We start from the raw sequence: 20,626 nt of genomic DNA on the forward strand, positions 1-20,626 counted from the left end.
CGTCAGTGAGTGATTGAGGCCGCCTGCCATCCGCTCCGAGTTCGAGTCGTCGCATCGTTCTACGGTGCAAGCGACGCCTACCGATCGGGAGGCCGAAGGTACGCGGACAGGGTGAAGGCGGGCGGCCCATGGGTCACCCGCCTTCACACTCGCGGACGCGGAGCGCCTCTTGCGGTGACCCTACGGAGCCAGGATGTAGGACATGCCCACGACGTCCTGCACAGTTCGCGTGTTGTAGACGCCAGGTCCGGCGGCACCGTTCATCTCGGTGATGTTGATGTAGAGGCCGTCAGCGCGCTGCTCGACGGAATCGACCCAGGCGACGTGACCGTAGGTGGGGTCCGCCCCCTGCACGCCGGGCTCGAAGACGACGATGCTGCGAGCCTGAGCATCCAGGACGGTAGTCCAGCCGTTCGCGGCGGCGCTGGTGTCCCAGTCGAGGGCGTTGCCGTAGATGGCGGGACGCAGCCCGGTCGCCTCGAAGAACTTTTCCTTCGCACCCCATGTGCACTGACCGGCAGCGCCGCTGTTCGCTCCCTCGGTAACGCCAGTGGCGCGGCCGGAGTCAGCGACGGCGGTGGTTGTCTGAGTTGTGGTGTCCGCGAAGGCCGGCGCGGCGCCCACGATCGGGACTGCGACGGTGAGTGATGCTGCGAGCAGGCCCGCAGCGATGCGGGACCGGCGGAAGCCGTGTCCCGGGTGGTTCTGACGGTTGGCCGAGCTGGTGTCGAATTCGTTGCTCGTGCCGGTGCGCATGATGTACTCCTTCGTCTCTTCTTGCTTCCCTTGAACACCCTCCACGCTGCCACTCATACGGCTCCCATCACCGAAATGGAGGAAGCGGCCACGTAGCGCCCACCTCCCACCCAGGCGCGAAGCAGCGCCCGCCACGCACTGCGAGCGACCGCACCGGAGGGTGACGGGGGCTCCGTCTAGCTGAGGTACACCCCAACCGGACGTCAGGCACCATGGCCGAAGCGCGTCCGAATAGGGCCGTGTCGGACCTTGTCTGACACTTGCCCCTGCGGCTCTTAGACTTCAACTGGACAAGTAGGGGTCGGAGGCGGCATGTCGGGTCAGAGGGTCGGGTACGTGCGGGTGAGCACGTTGGATCAGAGCACGGTGCGCCAGCTCGACGGCCTGACGCTGGATCGGGTGTTCGAGGACAAGGCCTCCGGCAAGGACGTGAACCGTCCGCAGCTCGAAGAGATGATCGGGTTCGTCCGCGACGGAGACACGGTGCTCGTGCACTCGATGGACCGGCTCGCAAGGAACCTAGAAGACCTCCGCCGGCTCGTGCGCCGACTGACGGACAAGAAGGTCCGGGTCGAGTTCGTCAAGGAACAGCTCACCTTCACTGGTGAGGACAGCGCGATGGCGAACCTGCTGCTGAACATGATGGGCGCGTTCGCAGAGTTCGAACGCGAACTCATTCGGGAGCGTCAACGCGAGGGCATCGCTTTGGCCAAGCAGCGCGGCGTCTACCGAGGCCGCGCCCGCTCGCTTACCCTCGCGCAGGTCGCGGAGCTGCGCGAGCGGGCTGGTGCCGGCGTGCCGAAGACGACGTTGGCAAAGAAATATGGCATCAGCCGGGAGACGGTGTACGCCTACCTTCGCGCCTCGACATCGGCGCTACAAGCGTCTGAAGAGTGACGGGGCGCTGACATGGTGAGCACTGTCGGAGTCGTTCATGGCGCGGGAGGAAGCTGATGACAACACAGATGTTCCCTGGCGAGATCGGGTCGATGCCGGAATTGGGTTCGTCCGCGATTGCGACGTTCCGGCCCGCAACAGAGCTTCCGACTCCTGTGCGGTTTGTCGACGGCTTCGATCTCTTCGTTCAGTTCCTGCAACGCCATGGCGTGGACCCAGAGAGCCTTGCTGGTGACGTGTCGGGAGTGTGGCTCTTCCTGGCCAAGCATCCGACCGCCTTGACGACGCCAGAGATTGCCGACGCCGCAGCCCGGTTCGTCGGGAACGTGATCGCGGTGGTGCATCCCGCGGCGACCTGGCGAGTCACCAACGAGCCGGAAATCGGGACGAACGTCCGCTCCATTCCGGTCGCCGCCCTCGTGCGAACCATGGTGCAGCGTCCCGAGCAGCGGGAACCGTTCCTCGAGATGCTGTCCACCTGGGATCAAGAAGACCTCGACGACCGCGAAATCACCGCGCTCGCTCACGATGTCACTCCACCGCCGTTCACGGTTCCACCGGTTCCGTTCCAACGCGCCGCCTTCCCTCCCATCGAGTTCCGCGACGACAACGGCCACGTCATCGAATACGGGCAGCGCTGGCCCGACCACCACCCACCTGACGACGCGTACTCCCGCGTCTCCCACCCAGAACGCTTCGCACCCCTACGCCATGACGTCGACGCCCTGGCCGACTACCTCCACCGCTGGTACTCCGTCGACGTCCGCCACCTCGACCACGACGGGACACAGCAGATCCGGTTGCAGCCTCGCGCCGGAACCCCGATCACCGTCACTGCAACCGACGAATCAGTCCAAGTGGAAGCAGGCGTCTTCTTCCGCGCCACCCTGCCGAACTGCTCCTGCGATGCCTGCGACGAATCAGCAGAAACCGCCGCCGACCGCCTCGAAGAAGCCGTCCTTTCCATCGCCGCGGGCGGCTTCCGCGAGACGTACCCCCTCGGAAGTCGCCGGTGGCTGCACACCCAGCTCCACGCCGTTGACGGCAGCGGCTACACCGGCAGCAGTGGCGCCCCCGACAGAGACCTCACCACCGACGACCTCGAACACGCCACCACGACCCTGCGCCAACTCGACAACGGCTGGTGGCCCGCCTGGCCCCTCCGCACCCCCAACTCGCCAGACCGAACAGGCGACGACGAAACGACGAACGACCGAACCTGACGAGCGGCTCCAACTGCTTCGTTAGACGCCCCGCCACCTGGCTCCCCACCGGACGGGTCGCCACCACCCGTCCTCTGAACCCACGTTCGCGTACGAATCGCATGGCTAGCCTGGCTGAGTGGACTTCATCGGGTTGGCGCCCCAGCACTTTGACACCGCGCTCGGCACGGTACTGACCACAGCCGTGCAGGCGCAGGGCTGGAGCGCACAGAAGGTAGCCGTGTTCGCACGGCTCCGACCGCGCACCGTCCGACGCATCCTGACCGGCAAAACCTCGGCCGGCACCGTACAACTGCACCGCCTCCTGCAAGTCCTGCAACTCGACCATGACGCCACGATGCGCACCGTCTACATCGAAGCGCGAGTCGCGCAGCTGGCCGCGGACACCGAAGCAGCCGAGGACCGCGACCGCCCCCGGGACATGCTCGGATGATGACCGGCAACGACCTCGCCGTTCTTCTCAACCCCTTCGTCATCACCGGGGTCGTCGTCCTCGTCGCGATGATCCTCGGTGGGCCGTGGCTGCGCGAGCGGTACATCTTCCGCGAGCTCAACCGCGACACCGGCGTCACCCGACACCAGCCCACCGCCCTTTTCACCCCAGGCCGGGCCGGCAATCCGCCGCTGGTGTATTTCCTGGAACTGCACTACGCCGAACGCCTCGACACAGTGCTGATGCTGCACCGCGTCGGCGCCATCGCGAGCCTCCACGACGGCTCCATGACCATGCACGACCGCGCCGGACGCCTCCTCACCCACCTCAGCGCGCTCGACGTCGCCTACTATCGCCGCCTCAACGACACAGCCCCGCAACCACCCAACCCGGGATAGACAAGCCGGCCTGGCGCTCGGCCTTCCCTGCCCCGTTTCACGCCCCCTCAGCGGAATCACCACCGGACAGGTCTAACGAGACGGCCCCGCCCGCGCCACGCCGCGGCGGCGCACGCAACTCGCGTGCGACCGGTTGACGACCCCCTACCGGACGCTGGATAGCAGTGGGTAGTTTTACCGTCCGGACGACGATCCCCATATGGGACGCCGTTCTACCTTGCGTTGCGCAACCGCAGACGATCGACGGTGACGCCGACCGCGACGGTGACTGCGGCGGCGACCAAGCCCCATCCGAGCCCGAGCGTGTATGTTCCCCTGCTCGGGTCAGCCCAGTTCTCGATCTCCGGGCGTCTGGCGAAAGCAGCAGCGTTGAGCTGGGTTGCCACGAAGGCGACAACAAGAGTCACCAGCGCAAACACCACCAGCGAAGCCAGAACCCACATCAGGAGCTGCCGACGTCGACTCCGCGCGTTCCCCGGAACAGTCATGTGCTGAGCGTACGAACTGGACCGCCGTGGCGCACTAGCCGCGGTGCAAAACGTCAACGATCAACCGGTCATCCTCCGTCTCTCGACGAAGGAGCAGGGCGTCCGGTGGTCGATCCCGATACGGGACGCGCGCCAGCACTGTGATACCTCGCGCCACGGTGACCGAACGACGTCGGAACCGACGAGGATCCGAGGCGTGAAGAACAGCAGTGACGGTGAGCACTACCTCCTCCTCAGGACAGCCCTCTGGGCAGACGCCACCGACGTCGTTGGAATCTATGGCAGCGAGCAGCGCGCTCGGGAAGCAGCAGGTTCCTCTACGGGACCCGATCAGTGGACGCTCGAGGAGTGGAGAGGAGACGTGCGCCGCAGCAGTCTCCAGCTCCAGGCCGCTACGCGCTCACGCTGACGCAATGGAGTTGCACGGCTACAGTCACGAAGGAGGGTCGCGATGCGGCGACCGCTGGGGAGGTCGCTGTGGGCGAATCGAATGATGGCCGCTTCAAGAAGCTGCCCGATCGGATCGAGCCGGCTCAGCAGACCGTGAGCGTCCCGGCCAGCGAAGACGACTCCACGACGCCACCGCAACCGCCGGCCGGCGTTCCTGACCTCGTGATCGCGACTCGCGTGGCGGACGCCGCCACGATGACCGGCCTTCTCCGCCGTACGGCGGGGCGCGTTGCACTGACGGTCGTCGTCGTCGCGGCCGGCCTCGTCACCGTCCTCGCCGCGCTCAACCTGCGCCTGTAACCAGACCGATCAGCCGTGAGCGAGGACGGCGCGTCCGACAGCGGCGCCTCTCGACTCGCCCACCGAACATTCCGGGGATCCCATGCTCAGAGCACTTTCGTCCACTTCCATGTTCTGGATCGGTGTCGCCGGGATTCTCCTGGGCATCGTCTTCGGCACGATCGTGCCGTTCTGGATCGCCCCCTACCAAGCCAACGGATCACCCACCGTCGAACAGATCATCAGCACCATCCCGGTCCTCACACGAATCGCGGAGGGCATCGGCTACTCGTTCGTCGCAGGAGCCTTCGTCGTTCGCCACTTCGAGAAGCGCGAACTCGTCGACGCTCGACGGTCCGTGCACTTCGTCGGCCGAGCAGCCCGGAAAGACGAGCAGTAGCCCCTCCGAGCAGTCCGCTGAAAGCGTCCCGCGGATCGATCCCCTTACAGGACACTCTCGGTCGCGAGTCGGTAGCTCCTCGTGGTGAGAGCCGCGTCACGCCTACTTTTCTCCCGTGGGAGAACTCAAGGTAACGAGCTCGGCGGCGGTCGAGGCCGCTTCACGTCGCGCCGAGGGGTGGATACGCCGTGGTTGAACGCCTGGACAGTTGGGACCCGAGCAGACTCTCGCCGGACCGGCAGACACCACCCCGCCAACGACGGTTGGTGAGACTGTCGATCGCGCTGGGAGCTCTAGCCGTCGTGGCGGCCGCGGTTCTGTGGGTGGGTGATCTGCTGTTCGGAGTGCATGGCCCTTCCCACTACGTCAGCATCACCAACGACACCGGAGCCTCACTCACCTGGTCCTGCTCCTGGTCCGATCTTCACCTCGCCGCCGGGGAGACAGGTCAGCTGCGAATCCTCGACCAGCCCGACCAGGACTACGGCTGCGTCCCACAAGCAGCGACCCCCTTCGTAGCGGCGGCGCACAACAACGACATCTGCCCGTCACTGACCTCTATGACCGAGGGAAGGCAGTTCACGGCAACCGACTTCGCGAAGACCTACCGCTGCCCGTAGCTGGATACGCGACCGGTGAACGATCCCCTAACGGGACGACCCAAGTCCGATCGAAGGTCAGTAGGCGACGTCAGCGGGCGCTGGCTTCCCGACTCGGCTGTGATCGGGCCGACGGGCTCGGTAGGAAGATCCGGCCAGGAGGACACCTGCAGTCACAGCAGCTAGCGACGTGGCGACGCCGGTAAAGGGCAAGGTGTCCGCGACATCCCACGGGAGAAAGAACGCTCCAGGGTCGGTGAGGGGGTTGATGACCATGAGGAGCCCAACACCAATCAGCGTGACGGGTCGTCCTGGCGAGAGTACGAAGGCGCCGAATATCACGAGCGGGAAGGCGACGGCCCAGACGATCGTTGTGGCGATCCACGTGAAGTCTGACTGTGTGGCGCTGTAGCAACCCTCGTTCAGGCCACCGAGGCACGAGCTCCAGTGCACCAGGAACGCGGCGGCACCAGCAGCCCCGAGCAAGGCGATTGTCCATCCAACCAACTGGCCTGACGTCGCGAGTCGCTTCATGGGCTCAACATAGAACTCGAAGGTGAACCTGAGCTAGATCCACACGGTCGAAGCGAAGGCCACCGCCCCCTCGCCCCGATGAACGATCTCCATACGGAACAAGCGGTCGTTCGACCGTGCCGTGGGCTGCTCAACCGATGATCATGGCGGTACGCAGAGCGAGAACCCAGCTGGTGACGGCGCCGACCACGCCCAAGGCGAGCAACAGCCACCTCCATCGAGCGTGAGAGCGCCTGCTGGCGCGCATCGCTACGACCAGGAGAACAAGGGTCGCGAGGGCGACAGAGCACAGAGCCGGCCACGCGACGTCAAACCCCGTGCACTGAGGCGGAAGGGACTCGTTGCACGCGAACGAGAATCCGTCGAGGAAGACGCCCGCGACGAGGGCGAGGAGAGTGATTGCGCCCGCGATCGCTGCGGAAGCCTTGAGCGACAGCGTCTGCACAACATCACTATCGGACCAACGGGTGAACGGCAGGAGCGCGCTGGACCACTCGGGTCAGATCCGCATCGGTGAACGATCCTCTTACGGGACGGCCATTGCGCTGACCGGGAGACTCTCCGGCTAACGTGGCTACATGCGGCAAATCGTCCATCTTCATCGGAGGGCCGCTCTCTGTGCTGTACCCGTCGGCGTGGTGCTGGGTGCGCTGCTCGGTCTGGGATTGGTCCTTACGGGTAACTCCGACTTCCGCGAACAGGGCGGGTGGGGCGCCTTCGCCTACTTGATTATGGTGGGCGCCATTATCGGTGGGGTCAGTGCCCTGGCTGCCGTCGCCGGAGGATTCGTGGCGATTCTGATCACTCTGCGGTCGGGACGAGCCACCGAGTCGTCCCCGCTGATCAGCCCTATTGGGCCGGCCGTAGGGTCGAGCGTTCCGTGGGTTGTTGCGGCCGGCGTAGCTGCCGTCGTGGGTGATCCGATGACGGCGGGGATCGCTGTCGGTCTCGGTGTCGTGGCGGCTGTAGTCGGCGGGGTGAGTGCTGCACTACTTCTTCGAGGGGTGAAGTACTCGAGCATCACTACTGCGGCTGACGATTCCGGCGCGCTCACGTCGGTTGTGCAGACGAACTCGAAGACCTGAACGTTCACGGTCATCTGCACGAGGTTTGGGACGCAGCGACGAGCTGTGCAGGCGACCGTGAGGAACGACAGGCGCTCGGTGTCGCGTCTGCGTGCACCGATGAACGATCGTCCACCGGGACGGTCGGCGGACTAGCATTTTCAGCATGGGGCGACGCCAGCACACTAAGGCTCTAGTCCGGTTGGCGTGCGCAGCTACGCTCATGGGCGTCGCGCTGTGGGTGACCTGGGCGACGTCGTCCTACTGGCAGCCATGCACGGGCGCTAGATGGAATGAAATGAACCCGTCCTGCGCTGAGGCCATGTCGTCGTACGACCTCATGCCCCTTCTGTATCTCTGGGGTGCCCTCGCTCTCGTCGTTGTAGCTCTGGTGGTCGCACGCCTCGTTCCCTAGGTTCCCGCAGGGGTAGCGACGGTTGCAGCAGTTGTTCTCGCCTGCCCTGTGGCAGACCCCGGATTCTTCTGGGTCGAATGGGGCAGCGCCGACGGCACTCCCGGACACGGCCTCTGGACGGCGTGCTGGATTGCAGCTGCCGGTCTAGCCCTCGTCTACCCGTCACGCACCCGGAACCCGAGTATTCGCACAAACACGCCGGATGGAGCAGCTACTACACCGTCCGTCGCTATCTGATCGTTCGGCCCGGTGCACTCCGGGCTGAACACTGCGACGCGATTCGCTTGCGGTGACGCGCTTGCCAGTGGGTCAGGGCAGGCAGCGGAAGGGACGGCGACGGCGCGCGAGAACGAGCAGTGGCCCAAAACGTCGGACCGTCGAACGATTCCCGCACGAGACGTCTCCCGTAGCGATGCCGGTGAGAGCGGCACACCTAGACTCCTGCGCATGACCGCTTCGTCATCCGTGGACGTGTCGCGGCGCCGACGCCGTTCGGCTCGTCGCCGCCTGTCCTTCTTCGGCGTCCTCGGCGAGCTGCTGATGACCGCAGGGGTCCTCGTTCTGCTGTTCCTCGCCTGGCAGCTGTGGTGGAACGACGCCGTGATCGCGGGCCGGCAGGAAGATCAAGCGGCCGAGCTGCGCCAGAGCTGGGGTGATGACGCCCCGTCCGCTGAGGCGCCGTCCGAGCCGAGTGCTGAGCCGGCCGCCCCCGGCGACCCAGTGATCGCGCCAGTCGCAGCTCTAGACACCACGTTCGGCAACCTCTATATCCCCCGGTACGGCGAGGGGTGGGTGCGCACGATCGCTGAGGGCGTCGACGCGGAGAACGTGCTCGACGTGGGCAGCATCGGCCACTACCCGGGAACGCAGATGCCCGGCGAAGTGGGGAACTTCGCGATCGCCGCGCACCGCTCCGCCGCCGGCGGAGGAATGCACCTCATCGATGAGCTGCAACTGGGTGATGCGATCTACATCGAGACCGCCGACGGCTGGTACACCTACCGGTTCCGGAACCTCGAATACGTGCAGCCCTCCGAAGTGCAGGTCATCGATCCGGTCCCCTGGACGAGCGACGTCGCTCCGACCGACCGCCTCATCACGATGACGAGCTGCAATCCGCTGCTGTCGACCGCGGAGCGGATCATCGCCTACGGCGTCTTCGAGTCGTGGCAGCCCCGCTCCGCCGGAGCGCCCGCCGAGCTCGCCGCGTCCCTCGCGACCTGACGTCCGGCGTGGTCGCCGGCGCCCTGACGAGGGCGGCGAGCCGATTTCGTGCTGCGGCAGACGTTTGCGGGTCGGGTGGACATGTACAGGATGAACCCGCTTTCGAAGGAGCCCGTCATGACTGCCGCCCCTGACCGAGACCCCCTGGACGTCCTGCTGAATGAGTCCAGCCCCCGCACATCGACAGTGACGGACGACGTCGCCGCCGAGCTGGCCGAGCTGCAACAGCTCGCGGCGGCAGAGGCCCGCGTCAGCCGCCACCGCTGGGCCCGTCCTGCGGTCGCCGGAGTCGCTTCGCTGGTACTACTCGGTGGCATGGCGACAGCGGCCGCCGCGGCGACGGGCGCGTGGTCGCCGTGGGCGGAGACGCCGGACGCCTCGATCACCTATTCGCTGCCCAGCGGTGTCCAATGCGAGGAGCGCATGGGAGACGTTCAAGGGACCGATCCGGCGGCCGTCGCCGTAGTCGAGAACTTCTACCAGACGACCGACATCGACGCTCTCCTCAGCGACGGTGCGCTCGAGGAGACCGTCGCGCAACTGCGCACCGAGGACCAATCCTTCATCAACGCTGACGGATCCCGCACGTCGGCCGGCTACGGCACCGAGTTCTACAACGCCGACCGGGAGTACTCGACCGCGGTTGGACGCATCATCAGCAACGCCCTCGACGCCGAACTCACTGCGCAGAACGTCGACGTCGACGCCGCGAACATCAGCATCGCCGGCGAAGCCCACTGCCCCGGAGCGACCTGGTGACCCGCAGGAAGATCGATGAGGCGGAGCAACTCACCGAGGCCCTGCGCGTCGCCTCGCCCGACCTGCTCAAGTACCTACAACGCCGCCTCCCTCTCGAGGACGCCGCCGACGCGCTCGCGGACGTCATGCTCACCGCATGGCGCCGTGTCAGCGCCCTCCCCCGCACCGCGGAGGAGTCGAGGATGTGGCTGTTCGGCATCGCCCGGAACGTCCTCTCGAACAGCACTCGCACCGAGAGCAGACGAGCTGACCTCTCCGGCCGGCTCCGCGGCGTCCTCGCGACCGCTCCCACGGAGGGACGCCCAGCCGACGAAGGAGTCGACGTGCGCGACGCGATCGACAGGCTCGCGCCAGAACAGGCCGAACTCGTCCACCTCATCCACTGGGACGGCTTCTCCATCACCGAAGCAGGACACCTCCTCGGCGTCCCCGCGTCCACCGCACGTACCCGCTACCAACGAGCACGAGAAGACCTGCGGTCGACCCTGGCGACATCACCAGCACGCGATGACGACGCCAAGCCCCTCCGAGCGGTCCGCTGAAAGCGTCCCGCAGATCGATCCCCTTACGGGACGCGCGCCATCGAAGTGGCACTTTGTGCCGGACCCATCGCGGGGCTCTGCGGCCAGCGAGGATCCGTGGTGTGAGCATCAGCATCGACGGGGAGCACTACCTACTTCTGCGAAGCGCCTTTTGGGCCGAGACGCCGGATGTCATCGGGATCTACGGCTGCGCCGAGCGGGCCCGGGAAGCGGCCGGGGAAGCAGTGGGCGCGTCGCCCGGTCCCGATCGATGGGTTCTTGAGACGTGGAGCGGAGGTGAGCTGCGCAGCAGCGTTCGGCTCGGATGACGTTCGGGCAGCACGCTGGTGGCTCTACTGTGGCGGTGCGGTCGAGAAGTGGGGACTTCGCCGTGAGCAGCACCCGCAGGCTCAGCGGTGCTGCACCCAGATGTTCGGCTCCACATAGATCCCCTCGTCCGCGTCGCGGTCGACGCGCAGCGTCGAGAGGCCGCCGGGGATGACGTACTCCCCTGACGCCGGCAGGGCGATTCCGGTCCACTCCTCCCACTGGGCGACCGTGCCGGTCATCACCTGCGATCGCGGGGCGACGTCGAGGATGGTCGCTCCCATTCGCACGTGTGTGCGCAGCCACGGGTCCAGCGGCAGCCCGTCCTCTCGGGTCCAGGCCGCGTAGACGTCGATCGGGGTCAGCGGGTAGCGCGGCTTCATCGTCGGGCGCAGCGGCACGATCACGTGGTCGTAGCCGACGGTGATGCTGAGGTCGCGGAACGCGCCGAGCAGCGTCCCGGCGAGGCCGGCGCCGGTGCGGTCCGGGTGCACCTGCGCGGCGCAGACGACGAGGGTCGTCGCCTCGCCCTCCTCCTCGAGTGACCGGCGGAGGGAGTCGCCGTACCCGGCAGGCAGACCCTCCCGGGTGACGTCCCACCGGATCGGCACCGCCCAGCCCGCAGCGACCGGCACGTCTTCATCGAGGACCACGAGCTCGAACCGGGTGAACTGTTCGCGCACCTGCGGCAGGTGCTCCTCCGCGAGGCGGTCGGCAGAGATGAACGCCAGCCACCCCGAGCTGAACAGCGCCTCTACCTGCGCGTCGTCGCGCGCTCGCGCGCTCAACACCTCTGTCGACGTCATGGGCTCAGTCTGCGCGCAGGACGGCCGGCAGAAGATTCCCAAGCGGACGCGACGCGATCACGTCCTACATTCAGCACCCGAAGGCTGCAGAGGGTGAGAGCGAGCCCACCTAGAGTGATCAACGTGCCCTCGCTGACAGACCATGACGCCGAATACCGAGAGGTGCTCATGTCTCCCTTGCGCACCAGTTCCGGCTACCTCCCCAAGATGGGTGGAGGGGTTGAGGTTGACCTTGACGGATTCACGAGCCTCTACGGGTCCGACCCGCTGTACCACTGGATGGGTTTTGACTCGCCACTCATGTTCGCCGCACACAAGGCCGCTGGCGGGATGACCTCGCTCTACCGGCAACTCGGCATTGGAAGCGAGCGATTGGTCCGCCACGTACTCCGCGACCAGCTCGCCCTGTCCGAGGAACAAGTTCGATGGAGCTACGAGTTTCCATACGGGGGTGCAGTACGACTGATCACATTGGATGGCCGTATCGAAATTGACGCCGTGAAGGACACAGCGGCAGCCGAGCGTCTTAGAAATTGGATTACTGAACAGCAAAAGGCCCTCAAGATTTCGGTACCTCTCCGTGGTGCCGTATTAGAAGTCCGTCAAGGCTACAAGAGCGCCGACAGTAAGCGTCAAAATGGAGATTTGGCTTCCTCCGTACAGGCCGTAGCTCACGGATATCTCCCGGTACTTGCCATCATGAGCACGCAAATCAATCAGACTGTTCGAAATCGATATACGTTGGGTCGATGGGCTGTCCTCGCTGGCACGACCGGCACCGCCGACACAATGACATCGACTTTTGCCTTTTTCAAGAATGTTGTGGGTTATGACCTCGCGGCATTTTTTGAGCGCAACGCCTCGGTACTACGCACAGAAACGCACGTGGTCCTCAAACACCTTTTGGAAGCAAAATGACTATTCTTGAACGAGTTGCGCGAGATAGTGTTGCGCGTAACGAGTACATGACTTTTCGCGCCAACGCCGGGGTGGGTCGACATGGTTGGCTGCGTCTTACCCCCGCCTACGGTGTCAAGGTAGTGCGCGAACGGCTCGAGCTACTCGAACCAGGGTCCGTTGTAACAGACCCGTTTAGTGGCACTGGAACCACTCCCCTTGCAGCAGCGGAGTACGGCCACCTGGGGCAATCAGTCGATGTGAATCCATTTCTTGTATGGCTTGGAAATGCGAAAACTCGCGACTATCAAGAGGATATTGAGGCGACTCTTCTTGGGGCAGTTTCAGACGTAGTTGATACCGCTCAGTCTTTTCCTGCACGAGACCGCCTTTGGCAGCCTGATATCTTTCGAATCGAGCGCTGGTGGAGCCCTGGATCCCTCCACGGTCTGCGCACGCTTCGGGCGAGCATCGACACCTACAATGGCGACATTCGCGACCTACTAGAGATATTGCTGTGCCGCACACTCATCGCAAGCAGCTCAGCCGCATTCAATCATCAAAGCATGAGCTTCAAGGATATAGCGCCTGGGACCCGCTTCAAGGCAACTGATGACGATGCAACAATTGCGCTTTTCCTCGCCGGTGCCGCTGACCTAGCTTCATCGGCCTCTTCCACCCTTGCCGGAAGTGCCGCAGTGCGACTTGGAGATTCCCGCACAGGCCTAGCCGACCTTGAACCAGCCGACCTTGTGCTCACGTCACCACCGTATTGCAATCGCATGTCGTATATTCGAGAGCTCAGACCTTATATGTATTGGACGCGCTATCTCGACGCACCCAGTGACGCGGGTGACTTGGACTGGCGCGCCATCGGTGGCACCTGGGGAACGGCGACGAGCAAGCTCGCTTCCTGGGCTGCTGAGCATCCGACGCCGATCGACTCGCAGCTTCTCGCGGTTTGCGAGAACATCTCCCGCGATGGTGGCAAAAGCGGACCCGTCCTCGCGGCGTATGTCCATAAGTACCACTACGACATGTGGCTTCACTTCCAAGCCGCCGCCGGCCACGTCAAGCCTGGTGGAAGCGTCTCCTATATCGTAGGAAACAGCACTTTTTCCGGTCACGAGGTACCTGTGCAGAAATGGTACGCGGACATGCTCTCTGCGCTAGGTTATGTCGATGTAACAGTGCAGACGATTCGAAAGCGCAACAGCAACAAAGCCCTTTACGAATACGACGTTTCTGGACGCCGGCCAAGCTTCAGCTAATGAGCCGTGAAGGCGCGTACAGCGTCATTGGGATCACAGCAGGACAGCAGAACGGCTTGATGGCACCAATCACGAAGTTAATGGAGGTCCTGGCTTGACTTGGCACAGCAGCAATTCCGATGCGCTAGAAAAACAATTGGGCATGCTGATCGACGCGACGCGACGCGAGCGAGATTTGACCTCCGCCCGATCTTCGGCAACTCAGACGCGCGCGGGAGTTTTAGTCGGCGCTGCCGGTTTAGTTGGAACTGCAAGCACCCTATCAACAGATCTTATGTGGATTCCATTGCTCGGTTTTGGAGTTGCGGTTGCCCTAGGGATTTGGGCCTTAGTACCGGACAAAGGCCACGCCGTCCCCACTCAAAATTACCTAGACAATGCTACCTCTTACACTCCTGTTGATCTATTGGAAACTATTCTGCGTAAGGAAATTGAGGCAAACGAAGCTAGTGCGAAAGTTGTTTCAGAACGCTCCTGGCTAACGATCGTTGGCTTTATTGTCTTGGTTTTGGCCTTCGGAATAGCAATCTTGTTTAATATCAACGATGCGTTAACCGAACCTAGTCCGCTAAAAGTTATGATTGTTGAGGAATGATGCCAAAGTCCACCGAGCCTTGCCCGCCTGGCTTTTACAGAACAATCTCTGGGAACTGTGTGCCAAATCCCCCCTTGGTGACCAGACTTGGAGAAAGTAAAAAACCCTCAGACTCGAAGTGATGCGGGCGTAACGGTCTACGCACCTGGGCAATCGCTACGATTCACACAGAACACTGTCGACAAAGCTTCGGGTGACCCACCAGTCGTGGTTTCAGTGTGCGGAGTCCGATGAGCATCAAGGTCAACAGTGAGGGCCAGGTGTTCCTTACTCCGCGTGCCTCGATGCGCTGACTGGCCTCGCACCGTCGACCCCAGTACGGGCGGCGCCGTCCGTAAGCTAGGCGCATGTGCGGTCGTTTCGTCGTTAAGGACAACACCGAGGGCTTGCTCCCGGACCTCTTCACGGGCGGCTTCGCCGGAATGCGGCCGAACTTCAACGTGGCGCCGACGTCGCCAGTGACCGTCGTGCGTGAGCGCGACGGGGAGCGGTCGGCGCCGACCGTGCACTGGGGGTTCGTGCCGGTTTGGGCGAAGGACTTCAAGAAGCAGCGGCCGCAGCCGATCAACGCGCGGATCGAGACGGTCGCGAGCTCGCCCATGTTCCGGAAGGCGTTCGCGACGTCGCGGGTGCTGATCCCGGCGGCCGGCTACTACGAGTGGACGGTCACGGAGACGGGGAAGCAGCCGCACTTCATCTACGAGCCCGACGCGGCCCTCGCGATGGCGGGCATCGTGTCGGCGTGGCCGGATCCGTCGAAGGCGGAGGACGATCCGGAGAAGTGGCGCCTGTCGACGGCGATCATCACCCGCGACTCGCATGTAGCGCCGGGTGAGGTCCACGACCGGATGCCGGCATGCATCACGCCGGACGGGTACGACGACTGGCTCGGCGGACACCTCGACGTCGACGCTCTGATGCAGCTGCTCGACCGGGAGTCGTACGCGGTCGCGCACGACCTCGAGCACTACGAGGTGTCCCGCGACGTGAACAGCGTCCGTAACAACGGACCGCATCTGCTCGATCCGCTCCCTCCCGTAGCGGGAGGCTAGGCGGATGACTCTCGACCCGTCGACGGATGCGCCGGCCGCGGCTGACGGTCACCCGCAGCTCGGGTCCATGCACAAGAACGGTGATCGCCGGTTCGGGATCGCAGGGGCGCGCTCCCAGACTCTTGCGGACCGCGGGACCCCGATGCTGTCGAGCCTGTACCACTCGACGGTCACTGAGCATGTGGGGGCGGTGCGGGTCGGAGACGAGCTGCGGGTGGAGTGGAACGGCACTCAATGGTGGGCGTCGTCACCGGCCGGCGTCGTCGGCCGGCTCTCCTGGTCGAAGAGCCTCCGGATCGACGCGACCCACGTCCTCGAAGGGCGAAGTCCGTACGACGACTCCGGCACTCTGCTGGTGCAGAGCGTCACGGTCGACCGGGAGGGCGCCGTGGTCGACTGTGGCGGCTACGTCGTCCCGGACGGTCACGATCCGGCCGAGTGGTCGACGTCGACGCCGGATGAGTCGGCGCGGGAGCTGCGCATCACGCTGACCCCGAGCGCGCCCGATGCGGTGGCGGCGCAGCCGCCGGCGCCGCGATCCTTTCTCCGTAGGCTCCTCGGGCGCGATCACTGGCGGGCTGCCAGCGGTCGCGGCGGGCGCCGCTGTTGGCGTCGAGCTGGCGTTCGACGTCGGCCAGGATCGCGCGGGCCGCGCTGCACCGGTGCTGGTTAGAGTGCGTCCGTGGTGTTGGTGCTGATGGACGCAGTTGTGATGACCGACTACGGGCAGTTCACGGTGACGCAGACAGGCATGTGGGACGGGGACGCGGACCGGTTCTTCGCCGGTCAGGTCAACGGCTGGGTCGCTGCGGCCGTTCCGGGCGTTGTGCATGTCGTGATGGCGCGACGGTCGGGTGGTTCTGGGGTGCGGGTCGAGCTGTGGGAGCGGGAGCCGGCGCCGAGTGATTGGGACGATGTTGTCGAGGTGTCGGCCGCGTTCCAGGACGGTGATGCCGTCCGGTGGGAAGGGTGGGGCGGCATGTCGGGCGGAGACCTCGCTCTGCCGGCGGGCAGCTATCGCGTGCGGGTGAGCGCTCAGGGCCGTGACGCCGGGAATGCTGACGAGTTCGCGGAGGGGGTGGTCGATCGGTACCTTCTTCAATTCTGGCCAGCTTCGGCAGCGCCCGATGAGGTACTCCGCACACTCAGCGAAAACGCCGAGTACTGGAACGGCGCGTGGGGGCAACGGCAATAGGGAATGCGTGACTGCTAGACATGAGGCGACTACCTTTACCTGCTTGGAGAAACCCTGATGGCGCAGAAGCTCACTCTTATCGATGACCTGGACGGCTCTCCGATCGAGGGTGACGGTGGAACCGTCACGTTCTCGATTGACGGCGCGAACTACGAAATCGATCTGTCGGCAGAGAACACCGCCGAGCTGCGCCGCGTGTTCGAGAAGTACGTCGATGCCGGCCGCCGCGTGCGGCGTGACGGCAACGCCGGCTCCTCGGCTCCTTCCCGCGGGAAGAGTGACCCGGAGCGGTTGAAGGCGATCCGGGAGTGGGCGGCGAAGAACGGCCGCAACGTCTCCGAGCGTGGCCGCATCTCTGCTGAGGTCCAGAAGGCGTACGACGACGCCCACTAGGGCGGCGTTACCGTTGACGCTCGGATGAGCGTCGGACGGGAGGAGTGCCGGTGAGTGTCGTGCGGGAGATGTCGGCCCTGTATCGCGGACCGTGGGGACGCCTGGGCGGCCTGATCACAGCGAACGCGGACGGCAGCGATCGCCAGCGCGTGCGCTCGGCGGTCGCTCGGTCGGTGTTCTCGCGCGGCGGGAAGATGATCCACTACTCTCCCGCCGCCTCGATCTTCGGGGACGGCGACGAGCGCGTCGAGCCGTCGCACGAGCTGCTGGCGTTCGCCGCGCATCAGTACGCGGTGCCAGAGGGGTATCTCACCGGCGCCGATGACAACGAGCTGCGCGACGTCGCCTTGCATCGCGCTCTGAACGCGAAGCACTTGCACGGGACGCCCGTCCCGGATTCGTTCACGGTGACGACGCGCTGCCCGACGCTCGGAGGCGAGTTGGGCGAGGCCGGCTACGCGGCGACGGCGCTGCGCACAGCGGAGCGCCGATCGCTACTTACCGCGATTCCTTACGCGCTGGTCGGTGTCGCGTTCCCTGGCCTGCTGACCTGGGCCATCTTCGCGAACGGCAACGACGGGCAGCACTGGTTCCTCGGACTCTTCTTCCTCGCGTTGACGGTGGCGAGCGTGTCGGCGGTGGCGCGGCGTGTGATCGCCGCTGTGAGGTTCTTCCGCCTGCCGCCGGCTACGGCGGAGCTGTGGTCGGACCTGCTGCTGAAAGAAGCGATCGCGACCTACTTCCACGACCTCTACACGGAGGGGTACCTCCCGCGGGCGTGGTTTCACGACACCTTCTGCCGAAACCGGCCGATCACTCGACGGGCCTATGAGCGGCTGGGGACAGAGACTCTGACCCGCTCGATCATCACGTTCGAGGCGCTGAACGGCTTCCCGAAGCTGCGTCGAGCTCGACGGCGCCGGGACGGCGACGGGCAGCCGGCGAACTGACTTGTCTACTTGTCATCAAGTAAGCAAGTCGCCCTGGTCCCGCTGCTCGGCGGCACTCCATCGGGGTCAGTCCCAGCCTCAACTGCGAGGGTGAGGGCATGGCGAATCCCCGCACTCCCCTGGCTCGTGCCGCGCTGGTCAGCAACGGCATGGTCTGGTTCGGCCTGTCGCTGATGTTCGCCAGCATCGCGGGCGAGCAGACGTTCGCGGCGTTCGCCGGCCAGTGGTTCAACGTCCTCGGCTGGGTGCTCCTCGTCGCAGTCGCGATCGGGCTGGCCGTCGTCGGTGTGATCGAGAACCGGAACATCCGGGCGGGGAAGACGCACAAGGCGCGTCCCCGCCGCTGACCACCGCTCGAGCGCGGGTGGCCGTTCCACGCGCGTGACGGGGGGTCGAGGGGGCTCTCCCCCTCGTGCGGGCCGGCCCGTTCCGGGTCGGCCCGCACGCACGCTCAGAGCATGTAGAGGTGGTATCCGACCGCCACGCCCTCGCTGAGGGGTCCGAAGGTGTCGGCGTAGTCCTGTGTCTCGTGGCTGTTGGTGATGAGGTCGAGCGCGACGCGCTCCTCGTCGCTCTCGTCGCTCATCTCGTCGGGCTCGTCCTCCCACTCCCGCAGCACGCGGTGTCCGGAGTCGGTGACGCGCCAGAGCGCCCAGAATCCGGCGAACGTGCCGACCGTCTCGCGCTTGAAGACGAGGGCCGTGGCGGTGGGCCAGGCGTGGTGAGCGGCGGCGGTGAGCAGGACGCGCACGGCGACGTGAAGGGCGCGGGTGTCGCCAGACTCGGCGGCGACGTTGACGAACACTTGCGCGGCGCGCAGCGCGGGGGTGTGTCCCCACTCATCGACGTCGGGGGCGGGGGTCGTGGTGGTAGTCATGGTGGGCCTTTCTGCAGAGTCGAGGGAGGAGGGCGGGGACCGGCGGCTGCCGGTCCCCGCGGAGCGGGCTAGTTCAGGGCCGCGGCGTCGGCGGGGGTGTTGTCGCCGGTGACGACCTGCTCGACCGGGGAGAGCGCGTAGCCCCAGGCGGCGAGCTGGCGGAAGTGAGCGGCGGCGCGGGCGTCGCTGCGGCGCCAGGACTCTTTGCTCGTGTTCGCCTCCTGGCCTGCGAGGACGATGGCCAGCGCGACCAGGCGGGCCTTCGCGGGGTTCGCCTCGACCAGCGGGGCCAGCGCGTCGGCGTGGTAGCCGGAGGGCTGGGGGATGCCGAGGAGGGTGTGCGCGAGAGCGTTCCCGTTGCCCATCCCGCCCGACACCGAGGAGCGGTGCGCGGTCAGTCCCAGGGCGATGACGCGCTCGGCGTCCTTCGGGAGGGCCTTGCGGGACAGGAGCGTCGCGATCCAGTCGCGGCGCACCGTCTCGGCGGCGATCCAGGCGCGGTTGTTCGCGAGGAGGATGCGGCGCTCGGCGGACTTCTCGGCCTTCTCTTCCTCCGTCTCGGGTGCGGCGGGCGCGTTGTAGGCGTAGCTGAATCCGTGGGCCGCGGGGTCCTGGATCGCGTAGGAGACGTGGGTGTTGCCGTCGTAGATGGTGCTCACGAGGACGCCGCGCGGCTCGATGGTCGCGATGTGCTCGACGGTGACGCGCTTGCCGTCCTCCGTGCGCAGCGGGTCGATGACGACCCACGCGCTGCCCTCACCGTCGACCTGATCGCGGGTGAGGACGGTGAAGCCCGCGGCCTCCTGGTTCGCCTCCTCCACCAGGACGGCGATGTGGCGGGCGCGCGCCTTGCGGTGGCGCTCTGCGGTGTGGGTGAACTGGCTCGGGTTGGTGGTGGCGACGGTGATGAGGTCGGCGCGGGCTTCCTCGTCGTCCTCAAATTCGAGGATGATCGCGGCCTGGTCCAGGGTCAGCTCGTGCTCGTGCAGCGCGGTCCGCGCGACTGCGGACTCCTCGACCGCCAGTCCCGCTTTCACGGTCGCGGCCTTGGTGCCGGTGCGCTTGGCGATGCTCGCGGCCGACAGGCCCTCGAACGACAGCTGCGCCCACGCGGCGGTGCGGTCGGCGGTGGTGAGTTCGGCGCGCTGGTCGTTCTCGATGATCTGCTGCACGATCCGCTCGGCGGTCTTGTCGTCGCCCTCCACGACGTAGACAGGGATCGTCGCGAGGCCGATTTCACGGCTCGCGAGGGTCCGGCGCTGCCCCGCGCGGACGATGACGTTGCCGTGCTCGTCGCGGCGTCCGAGCACAGGCGACAGGATCCCGCTCTGACGGATGGAGTCGATGAACTCCTTGGTCAGCGGGGCGCTGGTGCGGACGTTCTGCTCGATCACGAGGGCGGTCGGGTCGATGTGCTCGATGGTCCCGGTTGCGGTGGTGTTCACGATGGTTTCTCCTCAATCAATGTGCGATCATTGAGGCGACGGGTCCCGTGGTTCTAGATCAACTACGGGGCTTTTGTCGTCTTCCTGATCGTTTTTCTTTGCCTCTCCGGCGGGATGAAATCAATTGAGTGGAGTCGGCGGAGTGCCGAGCATTTCGGGCGAAATAAGGGCGCTTGCGCCCGCGTCCGAAATGCTCGGCACGTAGCAGACGGAGCGAGATAGATTGAAACCGCGGAGAGGTGAAGAAAACGGGGAAACGGGCCGCGTAGCGGCTTCCCTTCGGCGGTGCTCCGTCACCGCTGCGCGGGCGGAGCTCGCGCCCCCGGAACGGGGATGCCGGGGAGTGTGAGGGGGTCGCCCCTCACGGGCCGGCCCGGA

General features: G+C 65.5%; 27 protein-coding genes. 21 read left to right on the forward strand and 6 right to left on the reverse strand.

Going from position 1 to position 20,626, the window contains the following annotated elements:
- Window positions 1–180: 180 nt before the first annotated feature.
- On the reverse strand, window positions 181–756 hold the full coding sequence (locus C5C29_RS15550) for a CHAP domain-containing protein (protein WP_219813788.1): 576 nt from the start codon (window positions 754–756) through the stop codon (window positions 181–183).
- A gap of 312 nt (window positions 757–1,068) precedes the next feature.
- Here C5C29_RS15550 and C5C29_RS15555 point away from each other — a divergent pair, with 312 nt between their 5' ends.
- The 4 genes from C5C29_RS15555 to C5C29_RS15570 all read left to right on the forward strand — a co-directional run bounded on the left by C5C29_RS15555 (window position 1,069) and on the right by C5C29_RS15570 (window position 3,707).
- Window positions 1,069–1,653, forward strand: coding sequence for a recombinase family protein (locus C5C29_RS15555; RefSeq protein ID WP_104227091.1), 585 nt, complete (start codon window positions 1,069–1,071; stop codon window positions 1,651–1,653).
- A gap of 56 nt (window positions 1,654–1,709) precedes the next feature.
- Entirely contained in the window at window positions 1,710–2,876 is a 1,167-nt protein-coding gene (locus C5C29_RS15560; protein WP_104227090.1) for a DUF6226 family protein, read from the forward strand.
- Between the two features lie 118 nt (window positions 2,877–2,994).
- Complete coding sequence (locus C5C29_RS15565; RefSeq protein WP_104227089.1) at window positions 2,995–3,309, forward strand: helix-turn-helix domain-containing protein; 315 nt, start codon at window positions 2,995–2,997, stop codon at window positions 3,307–3,309.
- On the forward strand, window positions 3,309–3,707 hold the full coding sequence (locus C5C29_RS15570) for a hypothetical protein (protein ID WP_104227088.1): 399 nt from the start codon (window positions 3,309–3,311) through the stop codon (window positions 3,705–3,707). Before C5C29_RS15565 ends, C5C29_RS15570 begins: the two co-directional genes overlap by 1 nt.
- 212 nt (window positions 3,708–3,919) lie before the next feature.
- Here C5C29_RS15570 and C5C29_RS15575 read toward each other — a convergent pair whose 3' ends face one another.
- On the reverse strand, window positions 3,920–4,195 hold the full coding sequence (locus tag C5C29_RS15575) for a hypothetical protein (protein ID WP_146078850.1): 276 nt from the start codon (window positions 4,193–4,195) through the stop codon (window positions 3,920–3,922).
- Between the two features lie 477 nt (window positions 4,196–4,672).
- Between C5C29_RS15575 and C5C29_RS15580 the strand changes: the two genes are divergently transcribed.
- The 3 genes from C5C29_RS15580 (at window position 4,673) to C5C29_RS15590 (ending at window position 5,944) form a co-directional block, all read left to right on the forward strand.
- A complete protein-coding gene (locus C5C29_RS15580) occupies window positions 4,673–4,945 on the forward strand; it encodes a hypothetical protein (RefSeq protein WP_104227086.1) in 273 nt (90 codons plus the stop codon).
- A gap of 109 nt (window positions 4,946–5,054) precedes the next feature.
- On the forward strand, window positions 5,055–5,324 hold the full coding sequence (locus tag C5C29_RS15585) for a hypothetical protein (RefSeq protein WP_104224259.1): 270 nt from the start codon (window positions 5,055–5,057) through the stop codon (window positions 5,322–5,324).
- 344 nt (window positions 5,325–5,668) lie between these two features.
- On the forward strand, window positions 5,669–5,944 hold the full coding sequence (locus tag C5C29_RS15590) for a hypothetical protein (protein ID WP_146078503.1): 276 nt from the start codon (window positions 5,669–5,671) through the stop codon (window positions 5,942–5,944).
- Window positions 5,945–6,001: 57 nt separating this feature from the next.
- On the opposite strand, the gene C5C29_RS15595 is transcribed toward C5C29_RS15590, so the two are convergent.
- A complete protein-coding gene (locus tag C5C29_RS15595) occupies window positions 6,002–6,457 on the reverse strand; it encodes a hypothetical protein (protein ID WP_104224249.1) in 456 nt (151 codons plus the stop codon).
- Window positions 6,458–7,035: 578 nt separating this feature from the next.
- Here C5C29_RS15595 and C5C29_RS15605 point away from each other — a divergent pair.
- The 5 genes from C5C29_RS15605 (at window position 7,036) to C5C29_RS15625 (ending at window position 10,769) form a co-directional block, all read left to right on the forward strand.
- A complete protein-coding gene (locus C5C29_RS15605) occupies window positions 7,036–7,542 on the forward strand; it encodes a hypothetical protein (RefSeq protein WP_146076974.1) in 507 nt (168 codons plus the stop codon).
- An 841-nt stretch (window positions 7,543–8,383) separates the two neighbouring features.
- Window positions 8,384–9,160 (forward strand): class E sortase, encoded by a 777-nt coding sequence (locus C5C29_RS15610; RefSeq protein WP_104238310.1) that lies wholly within the window; start codon window positions 8,384–8,386, stop codon window positions 9,158–9,160.
- An 81-nt stretch (window positions 9,161–9,241) separates the two neighbouring features.
- Window positions 9,242–9,919 carry a hypothetical protein gene (locus C5C29_RS15615; RefSeq protein WP_146083499.1) on the forward strand — a complete coding sequence of 226 codons (678 nt, stop codon included), beginning with the start codon at window positions 9,242–9,244 and terminating at the stop codon, window positions 9,917–9,919.
- Window positions 9,916–10,461, forward strand: a complete 546-nt coding sequence (locus tag C5C29_RS15620) for an RNA polymerase sigma factor (RefSeq protein WP_104260280.1) — start codon at window positions 9,916–9,918, stop codon at window positions 10,459–10,461. Before C5C29_RS15615 ends, C5C29_RS15620 begins: the two co-directional genes overlap by 4 nt.
- Before the next feature lie 101 nt (window positions 10,462–10,562).
- Window positions 10,563–10,769 (forward strand): hypothetical protein, encoded by a 207-nt coding sequence (locus tag C5C29_RS15625; protein WP_104227079.1) that lies wholly within the window; start codon window positions 10,563–10,565, stop codon window positions 10,767–10,769.
- Between the two features lie 81 nt (window positions 10,770–10,850).
- Here C5C29_RS15625 and C5C29_RS15630 read toward each other — a convergent pair whose 3' ends face one another.
- The gene (locus C5C29_RS15630; RefSeq protein WP_104227078.1) at window positions 10,851–11,573 is read right to left on the reverse strand and encodes a hypothetical protein; all 723 of its coding nucleotides are present in this window, start codon (window positions 11,571–11,573) and stop codon (window positions 10,851–10,853) included.
- A gap of 123 nt (window positions 11,574–11,696) precedes the next feature.
- Between C5C29_RS15630 and C5C29_RS16915 the strand changes: the two genes are divergently transcribed.
- The 9 genes from C5C29_RS16915 to C5C29_RS15665 all read left to right on the forward strand — a co-directional run bounded on the left by C5C29_RS16915 (window position 11,697) and on the right by C5C29_RS15665 (window position 18,273).
- The gene (locus C5C29_RS16915) at window positions 11,697–12,491 is read left to right on the forward strand and encodes a hypothetical protein (protein WP_146078852.1); all 795 of its coding nucleotides are present in this window, start codon (window positions 11,697–11,699) and stop codon (window positions 12,489–12,491) included.
- Window positions 12,488–13,741, forward strand: a complete 1,254-nt coding sequence (locus C5C29_RS15635) for a DNA methyltransferase (protein ID WP_104227077.1) — start codon at window positions 12,488–12,490, stop codon at window positions 13,739–13,741. The genes C5C29_RS16915 and C5C29_RS15635 overlap by 4 nt, the downstream gene beginning before the upstream one ends.
- A 142-nt stretch (window positions 13,742–13,883) precedes the next feature.
- The gene (locus C5C29_RS16920) at window positions 13,884–14,336 is read left to right on the forward strand and encodes a hypothetical protein (RefSeq protein ID WP_146078853.1); all 453 of its coding nucleotides are present in this window, start codon (window positions 13,884–13,886) and stop codon (window positions 14,334–14,336) included.
- Between the two features lie 347 nt (window positions 14,337–14,683).
- Window positions 14,684–15,388 carry an SOS response-associated peptidase gene (locus tag C5C29_RS15640; protein ID WP_104227076.1) on the forward strand — a complete coding sequence of 235 codons (705 nt, stop codon included), beginning with the start codon at window positions 14,684–14,686 and terminating at the stop codon, window positions 15,386–15,388.
- Window positions 15,389–15,392: 4 nt separating this feature from the next.
- On the forward strand, window positions 15,393–16,061 hold the full coding sequence (locus tag C5C29_RS15645) for a hypothetical protein (RefSeq protein WP_104227075.1): 669 nt from the start codon (window positions 15,393–15,395) through the stop codon (window positions 16,059–16,061).
- Between the two features lie 9 nt (window positions 16,062–16,070).
- Window positions 16,071–16,583, forward strand: a complete 513-nt coding sequence (locus C5C29_RS15650) for a hypothetical protein (protein WP_104227074.1) — start codon at window positions 16,071–16,073, stop codon at window positions 16,581–16,583.
- A gap of 57 nt (window positions 16,584–16,640) precedes the next feature.
- Window positions 16,641–16,976 carry an Lsr2 family protein gene (locus C5C29_RS15655; RefSeq protein ID WP_104227073.1) on the forward strand — a complete coding sequence of 112 codons (336 nt, stop codon included), beginning with the start codon at window positions 16,641–16,643 and terminating at the stop codon, window positions 16,974–16,976.
- Window positions 16,977–17,026: 50 nt separating this feature from the next.
- Window positions 17,027–17,926 carry a hypothetical protein gene (locus tag C5C29_RS15660; protein ID WP_104308536.1) on the forward strand — a complete coding sequence of 300 codons (900 nt, stop codon included), beginning with the start codon at window positions 17,027–17,029 and terminating at the stop codon, window positions 17,924–17,926.
- Between the two features lie 98 nt (window positions 17,927–18,024).
- Window positions 18,025–18,273 (forward strand): hypothetical protein, encoded by a 249-nt coding sequence (locus C5C29_RS15665; RefSeq protein ID WP_104227071.1) that lies wholly within the window; start codon window positions 18,025–18,027, stop codon window positions 18,271–18,273.
- Between the two features lie 104 nt (window positions 18,274–18,377).
- On the opposite strand, the gene C5C29_RS15670 is transcribed toward C5C29_RS15665, so the two are convergent.
- Both C5C29_RS15670 and C5C29_RS15675 read right to left on the reverse strand, forming a co-directional pair.
- On the reverse strand, window positions 18,378–18,803 hold the full coding sequence (locus C5C29_RS15670) for a hypothetical protein (RefSeq protein ID WP_146078855.1): 426 nt from the start codon (window positions 18,801–18,803) through the stop codon (window positions 18,378–18,380).
- A gap of 68 nt (window positions 18,804–18,871) precedes the next feature.
- A complete protein-coding gene (locus tag C5C29_RS15675) occupies window positions 18,872–20,248 on the reverse strand; it encodes a ParB/RepB/Spo0J family partition protein (protein WP_181128842.1) in 1,377 nt (458 codons plus the stop codon).
- Window positions 20,249–20,626 lie beyond the last annotated feature (378 nt).

It is taken from the genome of Rathayibacter sp. AY1H2, assembly GCF_002931985.1.
GTDB lineage: Bacteria > Actinomycetota > Actinomycetes > Actinomycetales > Microbacteriaceae > Rathayibacter.